This is a genomic window from Streptomyces sp. NBC_00663 (assembly GCF_036226885.1).
Taxonomy (GTDB): Bacteria; Actinomycetota; Actinomycetes; order Streptomycetales; family Streptomycetaceae; genus Streptomyces.
In genome coordinates this window covers 4,809,808-4,824,668 of sequence record NZ_CP109027.1, presented here as the reverse complement: position 1 = coordinate 4,824,668, position 14,861 = coordinate 4,809,808, and the positions used below count along the sequence as shown (strand labels likewise).

Annotated in this window: 11 protein-coding genes; 7 read left to right on the top strand and 4 right to left on the bottom strand. The window is 68.8% G+C overall.

All coding sequences use genetic code 11. The features are described 5' to 3' along the window. Positions 1 to 90: 90 nt before the first annotated feature. Entirely contained in the window at positions 91 to 1,533 is a 1,443-nt protein-coding gene (locus OG866_RS22015; RefSeq protein WP_329337113.1) for a CCA tRNA nucleotidyltransferase, read from the bottom strand. A gap of 265 nt (positions 1,534 to 1,798) precedes the next feature. Between OG866_RS22015 and OG866_RS22010 the strand changes: the two genes are divergently transcribed. The 7 genes from OG866_RS22010 (at position 1,799) to trxA (ending at position 11,476) form a co-directional block, all read left to right on the top strand. Next, positions 1,799 to 4,171, top strand: coding sequence for a DUF6049 family protein (locus OG866_RS22010; RefSeq protein WP_329337111.1), 2,373 nt, complete (start codon positions 1,799 to 1,801; stop codon positions 4,169 to 4,171). Positions 4,172 to 4,215: 44 nt separating this feature from the next. Then, complete coding sequence (gene murJ, locus OG866_RS22005) at positions 4,216 to 6,483, top strand: murein biosynthesis integral membrane protein MurJ (protein WP_329337109.1); 2,268 nt, start codon at positions 4,216 to 4,218, stop codon at positions 6,481 to 6,483. 138 nt (positions 6,484 to 6,621) lie between these two features. Beyond that, positions 6,622 to 8,340: a protein kinase family protein gene (locus OG866_RS22000; RefSeq protein WP_329337107.1), complete on the top strand. Its 1,719-nt coding sequence runs from the start codon at positions 6,622 to 6,624 to the stop codon at positions 8,338 to 8,340. Positions 8,341 to 8,369: 29 nt separating this feature from the next. After that, the gene (gene sigM / locus OG866_RS21995) at positions 8,370 to 9,095 is read left to right on the top strand and encodes an RNA polymerase sigma factor SigM (protein ID WP_329337105.1); all 726 of its coding nucleotides are present in this window, start codon (positions 8,370 to 8,372) and stop codon (positions 9,093 to 9,095) included. After that, positions 9,092 to 9,961, top strand: a complete 870-nt coding sequence (locus tag OG866_RS21990; protein ID WP_329337103.1) for an anti-sigma factor family protein — start codon at positions 9,092 to 9,094, stop codon at positions 9,959 to 9,961. The genes sigM and OG866_RS21990 overlap by 4 nt, the downstream gene beginning before the upstream one ends. A 163-nt stretch (positions 9,962 to 10,124) precedes the next feature. Further along, positions 10,125 to 11,093 carry a thioredoxin-disulfide reductase gene (gene trxB, locus OG866_RS21985; protein ID WP_329337101.1) on the top strand — a complete coding sequence of 323 codons (969 nt, stop codon included), beginning with the start codon at positions 10,125 to 10,127 and terminating at the stop codon, positions 11,091 to 11,093. A gap of 50 nt (positions 11,094 to 11,143) precedes the next feature. Then, positions 11,144 to 11,476 (top strand): thioredoxin, encoded by a 333-nt coding sequence (gene trxA, locus OG866_RS21980; protein WP_329337099.1) that lies wholly within the window; start codon positions 11,144 to 11,146, stop codon positions 11,474 to 11,476. A 52-nt stretch (positions 11,477 to 11,528) separates the two neighbouring features. On the opposite strand, the gene OG866_RS21975 is transcribed toward trxA, so the two are convergent. From OG866_RS21975 to OG866_RS21965, 3 genes are all read right to left on the bottom strand, one after another. Then, the gene (locus tag OG866_RS21975) at positions 11,529 to 12,146 is read right to left on the bottom strand and encodes a GNAT family N-acetyltransferase (RefSeq protein ID WP_329337097.1); all 618 of its coding nucleotides are present in this window, start codon (positions 12,144 to 12,146) and stop codon (positions 11,529 to 11,531) included. A gap of 297 nt (positions 12,147 to 12,443) precedes the next feature. After that, positions 12,444 to 13,544, bottom strand: coding sequence for a ParB/RepB/Spo0J family partition protein (locus tag OG866_RS21970; protein ID WP_329337095.1), 1,101 nt, complete (start codon positions 13,542 to 13,544; stop codon positions 12,444 to 12,446). Then, positions 13,541 to 14,614 (bottom strand): AAA family ATPase, encoded by a 1,074-nt coding sequence (locus OG866_RS21965; RefSeq protein WP_329344235.1) that lies wholly within the window; start codon positions 14,612 to 14,614, stop codon positions 13,541 to 13,543. Before OG866_RS21965 ends, OG866_RS21970 begins: the two co-directional genes overlap by 4 nt. Positions 14,615 to 14,861 lie beyond the last annotated feature (247 nt).

Here is a 14,861-nt window from a genome sequence, read left to right as displayed (position 1 = left end):
ACCACGAGGGGCGACGTTTCACGTGAAACGTCGCCCCTCGATGCTTTCCAGGGGTCATGTTTCACGTGAAACATGACCCCGCTTCACAGCTCAGCCCTGCTCCGCCCACCACTCCTTGAGCGCCTCGGCCGCAGCCTCCTCGCCCATCGGGCCGTTCTCCAGGCGCAGTTCCAGCAGGTGCTTGTATGCGCGGCCGATGGCCGGGCCGGGGGTGATGCCGAGGATCGCCATGATCTGATTGCCGTCCAGGTCCGGGCGGATGGCGTCCAGCTCCTCCTGTTCCTGGAGTTGAGCGATGCGCCCCTCCAGACCGTCGTACGCACGCGAAAGCGCCGTCGCCTTGCGCTTGTTACGGGTCGTGCAGTCAGAGCGGGTCAGCTTGTGGAGGCGGTCGAGGAGCGGGCCTGCGTCGCGGACGTAACGGCGGACCGCGGAGTCCGTCCACTCGCCCGTGCCGTATCCGTGGAAACGCAGGTGGAGTTCGACCAGTCGCGAGACGTCCTTCACCAGGTCGTTGGAGTACTTCAAGGCCGTCATGCGCTTCTTGGTCATCTTCGCGCCGACCACCTCGTGGTGGTGGAACGAGACCCGGCCGTCCTTCTCGAAGCGACGCGTGCGGGGCTTTCCGATGTCGTGCAGGAGGGCGGAGAGACGGAGGACCAGGTCAGGGCCGGACTCCTCCAGGGCCATCGCCTGCTCCAGGACGATCAGTGTGTGGTCGTACACGTCCTTGTGGCGGTGGTGCTCGTCGCTCTCCAGGCGCAGGGCCGGCAGCTCGGGCAGGACGTGGTCCGCGAGGCCCGTGTCGACCAGCAGGGTCAGCCCCTTGCGCGGGTTCGCGGACAGGATCAGCTTGTTCAGCTCGTCCCGGACCCGCTCGGCCGAGACGATCTCGATCCGCCCGGACATGTCCTTCATCGCGGTGACGACCTCCGGCGCCACCTCGAAGTCGAGCTGCGCCGCGAACCGCGCCGCCCGCATCATCCGCAGCGGATCATCGGAGAAGGACTCCTCGGGCGTGCCAGGAGTACGCAGCACTCGCTTCGCGAGATCGTCGCGGCCGCCGTGCGGGTCGATGAACTCCTTCTCCGGCAGCGCGACGGCCATCGCGTTCACGGTGAAGTCCCGCCGGACGAGGTCCTCCTCGATGGAGTCGCCGTACGACACCTCAGGCTTGCGCGAGGTCCGGTCGTACGCCTCCGACCGGTAGGTCGTCACCTCGATCTGGTAGCCGTCCTTCTGCGCGCCCACCGTGCCGAAGGCGATCCCGACCTCCCACACCGAGTCCGCCCACGGGCGCACGATCTTCAGTACGTCCTGAGGGCGGGCATCGGTCGTGAAGTCCAGGTCGTTGCCGAGCCGGCCCAGCAGCGCGTCCCGGACCGAGCCGCCGACCAGGGCGAGGCAGAACCCGGCCTCCTGGAAACGGCGGGCAAGGTCGTCGGCGACAGGGGCGACCCGCAGCAGTTCACTGACCGCGCGGTGCTGCACCTGGCTCAGGGCGCTGGGCTTGTCTTCGTTGGCGTTCGGCACAACAGAAAAGGGTACGTGGCCCCGGCGACCGAGAGCGCCTCCATTAAATCTGCACAGACCCGTACGCAGGACTGCGGGCAAGGGCCGCCCGTCAGCCATGCGGATTCGCTCCCCTTTATACGTACACATACAGGACGGTCCGGCCCTGTCCGCCGATCTTGTGGAGCAGTCCGCGGCACTTCCCCTCAGCGCGCATCGTTACCATGCGTGGACGCACATTGCGACGACCACTGACGACCACTGACGACGAGGGACGGGCGAGCGCGTGGCCGAGGCGGCAGACTTCCAGGGGATGAGTCCCTCACCTGCCCGCCGGTGGCTGCGGCGCACGGGAGCACTGCTCGCCGGAGCGCCTCTGCTGGCCGGACTGCTCCAGCTGCCCGCCGCCGGGCCCGCGAACGCCGCGTCGGGCTCCGGCACCGTGTCCGTGGACATCAACACGCTCACGCCCGGCGTCCCCACGGACGGGGACACGGTGACCGTGTCCGGCACCGTGACCAACGACAGCAAGCAGACGGTCACGGACGCCCAGGTGGACCTGCGAGTCGGCCCCGAGCTCAGCACCCGCTCGGACGTCGACGGCGTCGCCCAGCGCACCGACTTCCAGCCTGGCCTCGACGGCACCGTCGTCGGCGGCAAGTACGTCGAGAAGTTCTCCAAGCTGGCACCCGGCGTCGCCCAGACCTTCAGCATCTCCGTCCCGGTCGACGAACTGGACCTCGGCTCGGACGGCGTCTACCAGTTCGGCGTCTCCCTGACCGGTGAGACCTCCGCACAGCAGTGGCAGCAGGTCCTCGGCATCCAGCGGACGTATCTGCCCTGGCAGCCCGAGGACGCCGACACCCGGACGAAGACGGCGGTCCTGTGGCCGCTGATCTCCACCGCCCACATGACGGCGGAGACCGGGTCGAACGAAGAGCAGACGCCGGTCTTCCTCAACGACGACCTGGCCAAGGAGATCTCGGCGGGCGGCCGGCTGGAGCAGATGCTCTCGCTGGGCAAGTCCCTGGACGTCACCTGGGTGATCGACCCGGACCTGCTGGCCTCCGTCGACGCCATGACCGGCACCTATCGCGTCGAGTCGGGCAACACCACCGTGGCGGGCACGCACCAGGCGGTCGCCAAGCAGTGGCTGGCCGAGCTTCAGGACGCGGTGGCGGACAAGGAGGTCGTCGCGCTTCCCTTCGCCGACCCCGACCTCGCCTCCCTCGCCCACAACGGCACGGGCGTCACCGGCTCCCTGAGCCACCTCAAGGAAGCCACCGACGTCGCGGCCACCACTGTGCAGACAGTGCTCCATGTGACGCCGGAGACCGACTTCGCCTGGCCCGTGAACGGCGCAGTCGACCCCTCCATCGTCAAGGTCGCCACCTCCGCGGGCGCCGACAAGGTGATCGCGCGCAGCGACAGCCTGGAGGAGACCGCCGGCCTGCCGTACACGCCCTCCGCGGCCCGCCCCATCGGTGGCGGCACGACCGCGGTGGTCGCCGACGCGCGGCTGTCCACGGCGTTCCAGGGAGACCTCACCTCGGCCTCCGCCTCCACCCTCGCCGTGCAGAAGTTCCTCGCCTCGAGCCTGGCGCTGAACCAGCAGGTGGACAAGCAGCGCAGCATCGTCGTCGCCCCGCAGCGCACGCCGACGACGAGCCAGGCGCAGGCGATGGCCGCGGCGGTGGCCGCCCTCCAGGGCGGCAACTGGACGCAGGCCCAGGACCTGACGTCGGCGGCCGCCTCGAAGCCGGACGCGAGCGCGACCACCAAGGTCCCGTCGACCTCCGCCTACCCCGCCAAGCTGCGCAAGCAGGAGCTGTCCAAGCCCGCCTTCGAGCAGATCGCGGCCGTACAGGACAAGCTCGACCGGTTCAAGGTGATCCTCACCGACCAGTCCCGCGTGGTGACCCCCTTCGGGCGGGCCATGAACCGTGAGATGTCGACGTCGTGGCGCGGCCGGGCCGCCGAGGCGCAGAGCTACCGCGACGGTGTGCGGAACTACCTCGACAACCTGACCAACCAGGTCAAGCTGATCGACAAGTCCGAGGTCAAGCTCTCCGGGCGCAGCGCCACGATCCCCGTGACCGTGCAGAACAACCTGGTGCAGGGCGTCGACCACCTCGTCCTGCGGCTCACCTCCACGAGCCCGACCCGCCTGAAGATCGGCGACGGCGACTACGAGGAACAGCAGGTCACCGTCAACGGCGGGCACAGCCAGACGGTGAAGTTCACCACCTCGGCCCAGGCCAACGGCCAGGCGGAGGTCGTCGCCCAGCTGTTCACCGAGGACGGCCAGGCGTACGGCGACCCGGTCCGGTTCAAGGTGAGGGTCACCGAGTTCACGGCCACCGTGATGCTGGTCATCGGCGGCGGCTTCCTCCTCCTCGTCCTGGCCGGCTTCCGGATGTACAAGCAGCGCAAGCGGGCCGCCGAGCGGGAGGCCGACGACGGCGGATCCGAGGATCCCGACGCGGCCGACGAGCCGACGGACGGCCCGGAGAACCCCGAAGGCCCCGAAGACCGTCTCCCTGAGGAGTCCGGCCCGCGGCCCGGGGCAGACGAGCCGCAGCAGCCGAGTGACCTGACACCGGACACCGCAGCGGAAAGCACCGACCCGTCCGGCACGGGTGAGAGAGTGGACCGTTGAGGATGTCGTGGCCGGTGGGCCCGGGACGATGAGGTGGGGTAACCATGAACGCGCCGTACGACGGTGACCGCGGCCAGGCCGCGGGCGGCTCGGGCCACCCCGAGGGCCCGCCGCCCGAGCACGGCCAGGTACCGCCGCAGCCCCCCGCGGACATGTACCTCCAGGACGCCTACGACCAGGACCCCTACCGGGCGCAGGACCTCTCCGCCCAGGACCCGGTCGCCGAGGCGCTCTACGACCGCGCCGCGCACCCCCCGCCGCCCCCGGGCACGTACCAGCCGCAGCAGCCGCTGTACGCCCAGCCCCAGCAGTCTCCGTACGCCCCCGACCCGCATGTGTGGGCGCAGACTCCGGCGCCCGAGCCGGACGGGGCGACCCAGTACCTGCCGTACGGCGACGACCCGCGCAGCACGCAGTACGTGGGTGTGGACGACCTCGTCACGCACTCCGCCGAGGAGCGCCACGAGCCGGACGCCTTCGCGCATCTCTTCCGCGACCAGCAGCAGGGCGGCGGCCAGCAGCCGTACCAGCCCCCGTCGGTTCCGGCTCCGTCCCCGGCGCCGGTACCGGGTGCCGAGCCCCCCATGCCGCCGTCCGCGGACCGCACCATGAACCTGGGCACCGCACCCGTGCCCCCTCCGGCCTCGCCGACTCCGGCAGCTGCGGCTGCCGCCAAGAAGGGCGGAAAGGCCGGGGGGCTGCTGAAGTCCAGTGCGGTGATGGCGGCGGGCACGATGGTGTCGCGGCTCACCGGGTTCGTGCGCTCCGCGATGATCGTCTCCGCGCTGGGCCTCGGCCTTCTCGGCGACTCCTTCCAGGTCGCCTACCAGCTGCCGACGATGATCTACATCCTGACCGTCGGCGGCGGCCTCAACTCCGTCTTCGTGCCGCAGCTGGTGCGAGCGATGAAGGACGACGAGGACGGCGGCGAGGCGTACGCGAACCGTCTGTTGACCGTGGTGATGGTCGCGCTCGCCGCACTCACCGCCCTCGCGATGTTCGCGGCCCCACTCCTGGTCCGCGCGCTGTCCGCGAAGGTCGCCAACGACCCGGCCGCCAACGAGGTCGCCGTCACCTTCACCCGTTACTTCCTGCCCTCGATCTTCTTCATGGGCGTCCACGTGGTGATGGGCCAGATCCTCAACGCCCGCGGCCGCTTCGGCGCGATGATGTGGACCCCGGTCCTGAACAACATCGTCATCATCGTGACGCTCGGCACGTTCCTGTGGGTCTACGGCACCTCGGAGCGCTCCGGGATGGAGGTCACGAACATCCCGCCGGAGGGCCAGCGGCTCCTCGGCGTCGGTGTTCTGCTCGGCCTGATCGTCCAGTCCCTGGCGATGATCCCTTACCTGCGCGAGACCGGATTCCGCCTGCGGCTCCGTTTCGACTGGAAGGGCCACGGTCTCGGCAAGGCCGCGATGCTCGCCAAGTGGACGATCCTTTTCGTCCTCGCCAACCAGGCGGGCGCACTCGTGGTCACCCAGCTGTCCACCGCCGCCGGCTTCGACTCCGGCGTCAAGGGCACCGGTTTCGCCGCTTACGCCAACGCCCAGCTGATCTGGGGCCTGCCGCAGGCCATCATCACGGTCTCCCTGATGGCCGCCCTGCTGCCCCGCATCTCCCGCTCGGCCGCAGAGGACGACAGCGGTGCCGTTCGCGACGACATCTCCCAGGGCCTGCGCACCACGGCCGTCGCGATCGTGCCCATCGCCTTCGGGTTCGTCGCCCTCGGCATCCCGATGTGCACCCTGATCTTCGGCTCTTCTGGCGCCGACCAGGCCACGAACATGGGCTTCATGCTGATGGCCTTCGGTCTCGGCCTGATCCCGTTCTCCGTGCAGTACGTCGTTCTGCGCGCGTTCTACGCCTACGAGGACACTCGGACCCCCTTCTACAACACGGTCATCGTGGCGGCCGTCAACGCCGCCGCCTCCGCCGTCTGCTACTTCCTGATCCCGGCCCGCTGGGCCGTGGTCGGCATGGCCGCCTCGTACGGCCTCGCCTACGCCGTCGGCGTAGGCGTCGCCTGGAGCCGCCTGCGCAAGCGCCTGGGCGGCGACCTGGACGGCGCCCGCGTCATGCGGACCTACGCCAGGCTCTGCATCGCCTCGGTACCGGCCGCGATCCTCAGCGGCGCGGCCTGCTACGGCATCGCGCATGCTCTGGGCCAGGGCGTCATCGGCTCCTTCGCCGCCCTGATCGTCGGCGGCGCGGTCCTGCTCGGGATCTTCTTCCTGGCCGCCCGCAAGATGCGTATCGAGGAGCTGAACTCCCTGGTCGGCATGGTGCGCGGACGGCTGGGGCGCTGATAAGGGGGTACGCGCACAACCATCGTCCGCCACTGTGTGTCGTGCATAGCGGCGGACTGTGGGCACAATTGGTTTCGGCGTCGGACGGCGCGCACGGATGTCGGTCGGCGCGCAAGGAATGGGGAGGCAGGAACGACGGTGGCGGAACGGAGTACGGCTGCCGTCGACGTGGCAGACAACAGCGGCGACGAGCCGCTGACCGCACAGGCGGACCAGTCCACGGCCGACGGGGTGGCCACAAACCGGGAGCGGGACACGGACAACGAAGAGGCACAGGGGAGTGGCGGGACCGAGGGTCCCGGGAAGGCCTCACCGCCCGAGCTGCACAGCGGCCACAAGCTCGCCAGACGCTACCGGCTCGAGGAATGTGTCACCCGGCTGGACGGCTTCAGCAGTTGGCGAGCGGTCGACGAGAAGCTCCGTCGCGCCGTAGGTGTCCACATCCTGCCGGCGGACCACTCACGGGCCCGCTCCGTCCTGGCAGCGGCCCGTTCCTCCGCGCTGCTCGGTGACCCGCGCTTCGTCCAGGTCCTGGACGCCGTCGAGGAGAACGACCTCGTCTACGTCGTCCACGAATGGCTGCCCGACGCCACCGAGTTGACCGCGCTCCTGGCCCCCGGGCCGCTGGAGCCGCACGACGCGTACCAGATGGTCAGTCAGGTCGCCTCCGCCATGGCCGCCGCCCACCGCGAGGGCCTCGCGCATCTGCGCCTGAACCCGAACGCGGTCCTGCGGACCTCCAGCGGACAGTGGCGCATCCGCGGCCTCGCCGTGAATGCCGCGCTGCGTGGCATCACGTCCGAGACCCCGCAGCGCACGGACACCGAGGCGATCGGCGCGCTGCTGTACGCGGGCCTGACCCAGCGTTGGCCGTACGAGAACGACGCTTACGGCCTGTCCGGGCTGCCCAAGGACATCGGGCTGATCCCGCCCGACCAGGTGCGGGCCGGCGTTCACCGCGGGCTGTCCGAGCTGTCGATGCGCGCGCTCGTCAACGACGGCGCGACCGCTTCCCGCCACGAGTCGCCGTGCACCACGCCGGAGGAGTTGGTGAAGGCGATCGGCGAGATGCCCCGCATCCGCCCGCCGGAGCCGGCGTTCACCGCGCCGCCCGAGTACCAGCGCACGACGTACCAGCAGGGCACGTACGGCCGTCCGGCGCCGCATCCCGGCGTCACCCAACCGCTGCCGTCTCCTCCGCCTCCGTTGCAGAGCCGCACCGGCAAGGCCCTCAAGTGGGCCGTGTCGGCGCTCCTCATCGCCGCTCTGGGCCTGGGCAGCTGGCAGTTGGCGGACGCCCTCATGGAGCAGCACAACAAGTCCGACGACACCAACCAGACACAGACGACGGACGACAACGACAAGAGCGGCGACAAGACCAAGCCGGCCAAGACGCTCAGCATCGCGGGCTCCCAGGAGTACGTCGCCAGCGGCGACGCACAGGCTCCGGAGGACGTGAAGCTGACGTATGACGGCGACAGCTCCACCTACTGGCGGACCAAGCGCTACAACGCCGGCCCGACGCTCGCCCCGTACAAGCCGGGTGTGGGCATCGTGTACGACCTCGGCTCGCCTCAGAAGATCTCGGCCGCCTCGATAGGGCTCCGGTACGCCGGCAACAACACGACCGTGAAGCTCTACGCCACCGACTCGCTGTCCCCCTCGTCCGGCGTCGACGGAATGACGGAGATCGGAACCGCCACCACGAGCGGCAACTCTCTTACGTTGAAGGCGTCGAAGTCGGCCAAGACGCAGTACGTGCTGTTGTGGATCACGGCTGTGCCGTACGCACAGACGGATGGATACAGCGGCGCCGGTTACAAGCAGGCGATCACCGACGTGACGTTCAAGGGCTGAGCGCACCACATCCCAGGGGAGGGGGTCCGATGGCAGATGGCACCGCATACGGCGACGCAAGCGATCAGGACCTCCTCGCCCGTCATGTGGACGGCGATCCCGACGCGTTCGGCGAGCTCGTGCGGCGTCATCGCGACCGGCTCTGGGCCGTGGCCCTGCGCACCCTCGGGGACCGCGAGGAGGCCGCTGACGCCGTCCAGGACGCCCTGGTCTCCGCCTACCGCGCCGCCCACACCTTCCGCGGCCAGTCGGCGGTCACGACCTGGCTGCACCGCATCACGGTGAACGCCTGCCTCGACCGGGCCCGCAAGGCGGCCTCCCGCAAGACCTCCCCGGTCGACGACACCGAGCGCCTGGAGCAGCTCCTGGAGCCCCACGAGGAGGCTTCGGCACCGGCGGAGCGCAATGATCTGCACCGCCAGCTCCTGGAGGCTCTCGGTACGCTGCCGCCCGATCAGCGGGCCGCTCTCGTCCTGGTGGACATGCAGGGATATCCGGTCGCCGAAGCCGCCCGCATGCTCGACGTGCCGACCGGCACGGTGAAGAGCCGCTGCGCCCGCGGCCGGGCCAGACTCCTTCCCCTCCTCACCCATCTGCGGCCGGAAAACACCGGTGACCGCAGAGAATCGGGCGGAGGACGGAACCGGGTGCACGGGACATCCGTCCCACCGGCAGCGGGATCCCCTGACCCAGGTCCCCGTGAGACAGGTCCAGGCGATTCAGCTGCTGTGAAGGGCGGAGGTGGGCGAGCGTGACATCCACGACAGACACGACCGGGCACCCGGACGTCGCGGAGATCTCCGACCTCACCGAAGGTCTGCTCACACCCACCCGCAGCGCGGATGTACGACGGCATCTGGACGCGTGTGAGCTCTGCGCGGACGTCCACGCCTCTCTGGAGGAGATCAGGGGGCTGCTCGGCTCGCTGCCGGGCCCGCCGCGCATGCCGGACGAGATCGCGGGCCGAATCGACGCCGCTCTCGCCGCGGAGGCTCTCCTCAACGCGACAGCGCCTGAGTCCGTCGAAGCCCCCGCACTCGCCGATGCGCATGTTTCACGTGAAACATCGGTGTCGGCGGACCGTCCTACCGGCCACGCCCGAGCCGCTACCACCGGCCCGGGTCGCAAGGGCCGTTCCCGTGGCGGGCGTCGCAAGATCGCCGTCCTGGGAACCGTCTTCACCGTCGCCGCCCTCGGGCTCGGCTCGGTGCTGCTGTCGTCCTTCAACGACGGCAAGCCCTCCGACCCGACCACACAGGCCGACGCCTTCTCCGGCAAGAAGGTGGAGACCCAGGTCTCCGAACTGCTGGCGCAGGGTTCCGGCGAGGGATCCCGTGCACCGCGCAGCCTGGGTGCGAACACCGTCCCCGAGAACCACATCAAGAACCAGCCCGTGCCCCAGGTCCCCTCCTGCGTTCTGCAAGGCATCGGTCGGGACGACGAAGCGCTGGCAGCGGAGAAGGGCACCTACGACGGCGATGCGGCCTACCTTGTGTTGATGCTCAACGCGAAGGACAGCAGCCGGGTCGACGCCTACGTGGTCGACGCCGGCTGCGAGAAGGACCCGTCCTCCTCCGCGAAGGTTCTGATGACGCACTCCTACGCGCGTTCAGCGCACTGACGCTTCGTCTCCCTCCTGCGTGGTATCCCGTACGGTGCCGCCTCTCCGTGTGCCCGGACACACCGGGAATGCGCGCCCCGTAGGATCCGTTGGGTGGGGTGAGAGTTCTGAGAGGGGCTCCCACCGGTCGTACTGACGCAGTCCAGAGACGAGGAAACAAGCCGTGAGCGACGTCCGAAACGTGATCATCATCGGCTCCGGGCCTGCCGGCTACACGGCAGCGCTCTACACCGCGCGCGCGTCGCTGAAGCCGCTGGTGTTCGAGGGCGCCGTCACCGCGGGTGGTGCGCTGATGAACACCACCGAGGTGGAGAACTTCCCGGGCTTCCAGGACGGCATCATGGGCCCCGAGCTCATGGACAACATGCGCGGCCAGGCCGAGCGATTCGGCGCCGAGCTCATCCCGGACGACATCGTCAGCGTCGACCTCACGGGTGAGATCAAGACCGTCACGGACACGGCGGGCACGGTCCACAAGGCGAAGGCCGTCATCGTCACCACCGGCTCGCAGCACCGCAAGCTCGGCCTGCCGAACGAGGACGCTCTCTCCGGCCGCGGTGTCTCGTGGTGCGCCACGTGTGATGGCTTCTTCTTCAAGGACCAGGACATCGCCGTGATCGGTGGCGGTGACACCGCGATGGAGGAGGCCACCTTCCTCTCGCGCTTCGCCAAGTCCGTAACGATTGTCCACCGTCGCGACACCCTGCGCGCCTCCAAGGCCATGCAGGAGCGCGCCTTCGCCGATCCGAAGATCAAGTTCGTGTGGGACAGCGAGGTCGCCGAGGTCCAGGGTGACCAGAAGCTCTCCGGGCTGAAGCTGCGCAACCTCAAGACCGGCGAGCTCTCCGACCTGGCGGTGACCGGCCTGTTCATCGCGATCGGCCACGACCCGCGCACCGAGCTCTTCAAGGGCCAGCTCGACCTCGACGAGGAGGGCTACCTGAAGGTCGCCGCGCCCTCCACGCGGACGAACATCACCGGCGTCTTCGCCGCGGGTGACGTGGTCGACCACACCTACCGCCAGGCGATCACGGCGGCCGGCACCGGCTGTTCCTCCGCTCTCGACGCCGAGCGTTTCCTCGCCGCCCTCGCGGACGAGGAGCAGGCCGAGCCCGAGAAGACCTCTGTCTGACCCCTCTCCACCCACCCACCACCCCACGCACAAGAATTAAGGAGCCCGCCGTGGCCGGCACCCTGAAGAACGTGACCGACGACTCCTTCGAGCAGGACGTCCTCAAGAGCGACAAGCCCGTCCTGGTGGACTTCTGGGCTGCCTGGTGCGGTCCGTGCCGCCAGATCGCTCCGTCCCTCGAAGCCATTGCCGCCGAGTACGGCGACAAGATCGAGATCGTGAAGCTCAACATCGACGAGAACCCGGGTACCGCCGCCAAGTACGGCGTCATGTCCATCCCGACCCTGAACGTCTACCACGGTGGCGAGGTCGCCAAGACCATCGTCGGCGCCAAGCCGAAGGCCGCGATCGTGCGCGACCTCGAGGACTTCATCGCCGAGTGATGTTTCACGTGAAACACGAATGGGCCAGCCCGGAAGGGCTGGCCCATTGTCGTTAGAGGGGGCGCAGGGCAGGTTCCTTCTGTACCGCGCCCAGAAGCCGGTCCAACGCCATCTCCACGTCTTCCTTCCAGGAGAGCGTGGTGCGCAACTCCAGCCGCAGACGCGGATGCAGGGGATGAGGACGGACCGTCTTGAAACCCACCGCCAGGAGATGGTCGGCGGGCAGCACACAGGCCGGTTCCTTCCAACGGGCGTCCCCGAAGGCCTCGATGGCCTTGAAGCCCCGACGCAGCAGATCCTTGGCCACCGTCTGCACCATCACCCGGCCCAGCCCCTGCCCCTGGTACCCGGGCATGATGAACGCCGTCATCAACTGCACCGCGTCCGGTGAGACAGGGCTCGTGGGAAACGCCGTCGAGCGGGGGACGTAAGCCGGAGGGGCGTAGAGCACATAGCCCACCGGTACCTCGTCGACATAGACGACCCGGCCACACGAGCCCCAGTCCAGCAGGACCGCGGAGATCCAGGACTCCTTCTCCAGGGCGGCCGTGCCCGCTCTTACCGCGGCCTCACCGCTGACGGGGTCCAACTCCCAGAAGACACACGAGCGACAGCGCTGGGGAATGTCCTGAAGGTTGTCCAGCGTGAGCGGTACGAGCCGTCGCCCCATGAAGGCTGTTCCTCGCTTCCCTCGCCCGCGGCATCGCGGGCGGCTGTCAGTGCGCTCCGTTCGCGGAGCAGACTGCCGACGAAGCCGCCGACCGCGCCCAGTCCCAGACCCGCGCTCACCAGTCCGCTGCGGCTCACCGTTCGCATGACACCTTCCTCCCCTGAGAGGTGCTGCCGGGTGGATGCGCCGTACCGAACGCATCGTATCCACGATGTGATGCCATCGACACCGCATGAAAGCAAAGAGCGGGCTGTGTCCGGAGGAGACCGGACACAGCCCGCTGTGCAAGCGGGACGATCAGTCCTCCGTGTCCTCGGAGTCCCCGTCCAGAAGGCTCTTCTGAAGGACCGGTCCCTCGCCCGGGGCGAGCGAGCCGAGGATCCGCTCAAGGTCCTCCATCGAGGCGAACTCGACCGTGATCTTGCCCTTCTTCTGGCCCAGGTCGACCTTCACACGCGTCTCGAAGCGGTCCGAGAGACGCCCTGCCAGATCGCTCAGCGCCGGGGAGACCCGAGTGCCGGCTCGCGGGCCCTTGGCGCGCTGAGCCGTCTGCGGACGCGAGCCCATCAGGGTCACGATCTCCTCGACGGCACGCACCGAGAGTCCCTCGGCCACGATCCGGTGGGCGAGGCGGTCCTGCTCCTCGGAGTCCTCGACCGAGAGCAGCGCCCGCGCGTGCCCCGCGGAGAGGACCCCGGCGGCCACCCGGCGCTGAACGGCCGGAGAGAGCTTCAGCAGACGCAGGGTGTTGGAGACCTGCGGGCGGGACCGGCCGATGCGGTCCGCCAGCTGGTCGTGGGTGCAGTTGAAGTCCTTCAGCAACTGGTCGTAGGCGGCGGCCTCTTCCAGCGGATTCAGCTGTGCCCGGTGCAGGTTCTCCAGGAGGGCGTCCAGCAGAAGCTTGTCGTCGTCCGTGGCCCGGACGATCGCAGGGATCGCGTCCAGGCCGGCCTCGCGGCTGGCCCGCCAGCGCCGCTCGCCCATGATGAGCTCGTAGCGCGCGGGGCCCACCTGTCGTACGACGACCGGCTGGAGGAGGCCGACCTCCTTGATGGAGGTGACCAGTTCTTGCAGGGCGTCCTCGTCGAAGACCTCACGCGGCTGGCGCGGGTTCGGCGTGATGGAGTCGAGGGGAAGCTCGGCGAAGTGGGCACCGACCGGAGACGGGAACGTCTCCATGGCACCGTTCAGCGACGGCTCCTCCGTTTCATGTGAAACAGGCGGCAGTGTGGCCACCTTCGCCGCGGCCACCCCACGGTCGCTCGTCAGCACCGGCACGGCCGACGGGGACGCCGAACCAGCGCCTCCCATCGCGGCCGGAGTCGGCGTCTTCTCCGTCGGGGCAGCAGGGATCAGTGCGCCGAGCCCACGGCCCAAACCCCTCCGTCGCTCGCTCACTGAATGCCCTCCACCATGCTCGGGTTGCTCTGAGTGCCGATATGGACCTGCGTCGGGTCGTAGGCGACGCCCACGCCCTTCAGCGCGATTTCTCGTGCCGCCTCAAGATAGGAGAGGGCACCGCTCGATCCTGGATCGTAGGTCAGCACCGTCTGCCCATAACTCGGCGCCTCGGAAATACGGACCGAGCGGGGAATGCTGGTCCGCAGCACCTCGTCACCGAAGTGAGTGCGCACCTCGTCCGCGACCTGGGACGCGAGCCGCGTCCGGCCGTCGTACATGGTGAGCAGGATCGTCGAGACATGCAGGTGGGGGTTGAGGTGTCCCCGTACCAGGTCGACGTTGCGGAGCAGCTGGCCCAGCCCCTCCAGCGCGTAGTACTCGCACTGGATCGGGATGAGGACCTCGGCACCGGCTACCAGGGCATTGACCGTCAGCAGACCGAGCGAGGGCGGGCAGTCGATGAGGATGTAGTCCAGCGGGTGCTCGTACGCCTCGATCGCCCGCTGTAGCCGGCTCTCACGTGCCACCAGGGACACCAGCTCGATCTCCGCACCGGCGAGATCGATTGTGGCGGGGGCGCAGAAGAGCCCCTCGACATCCGGGACCGGCTGGACGACTTCGGCCAGCGGCCTGCTGTCGATCAACACGTCATAGATGGAGGGCACTTCGGCGTGGTGGTCGATACCCAGGGCAGTGGAGGCGTTGCCCTGTGGGTCGAGGTCGATCACCAGGACCCGGCCTCCGTGCACAGCCAGCGAAGCAGCGAGGTTGACCGTTGTCGTCGTCTTGCCCACGCCACCCTTCTGGTTGGCGACGACGATGACGCGGGTCTGTTCAGGCCGTGGCAGGCCCTCACCGGCGCGCCCCAGTGCCTCTACCGCCTGTTGGGCAGCACGACCGATGGGAGTGTCGTCCATCGGGGGCGGTGTTTCACGTGAAACATCGTCCCCGATCGACTCGGTTCGGGGACCGGGGACCGGATCGGTCATCGGTCCCGCGATGTTGGCGTCGGACCGCAAGGATTCACTCTCCTCGACTTCAGGCTCGCAATGAACAGAGCCTCCCATGTCTTCGGGGTCGTGAACCAGTGAGGCCTGGTGTTCTGTGGAGAAATCCACCTCTGTGGACAACTCCGTGCCCCTCGATGGGGACGGAGGGTCATCCGAGCGGCCTTCTCCAAGAGAACCTAGAGGCTTGCGTTCGCGAGGTTCGGCCGCGGCGCGACCACGGCTGATGATGCCGTGCAGCAGTGAGCGACGTTTCACGTGAAACACGATGCACAGCAGCCGGAGCCGAAATGGCGCGACACTCCGA

Bases quoted from the DNA above. Each gene is read 5' to 3' on its own strand.
- murJ (WP_329337109.1), top strand. From the start codon at position 4,216: ATGAACGCGCCGTACGACGGTGACCGCGGCCAGGCCGCGGGCGGCTCG.
- sigM (WP_329337105.1), top strand. From the start codon at position 8,370: ATGGCAGATGGCACCGCATACGGCGACGCAAGCGATCAGGACCTCCTC.
- OG866_RS21975 (WP_329337097.1), bottom strand. From the start codon at position 12,146: ATGGGGCGACGGCTCGTACCGCTCACGCTGGACAACCTTCAGGACATT.
- OG866_RS21965 (WP_329344235.1), bottom strand. From the start codon at position 14,614: ATGGGAGGCTCTGTTCATTGCGAGCCTGAAGTCGAGGAGAGTGAATCC.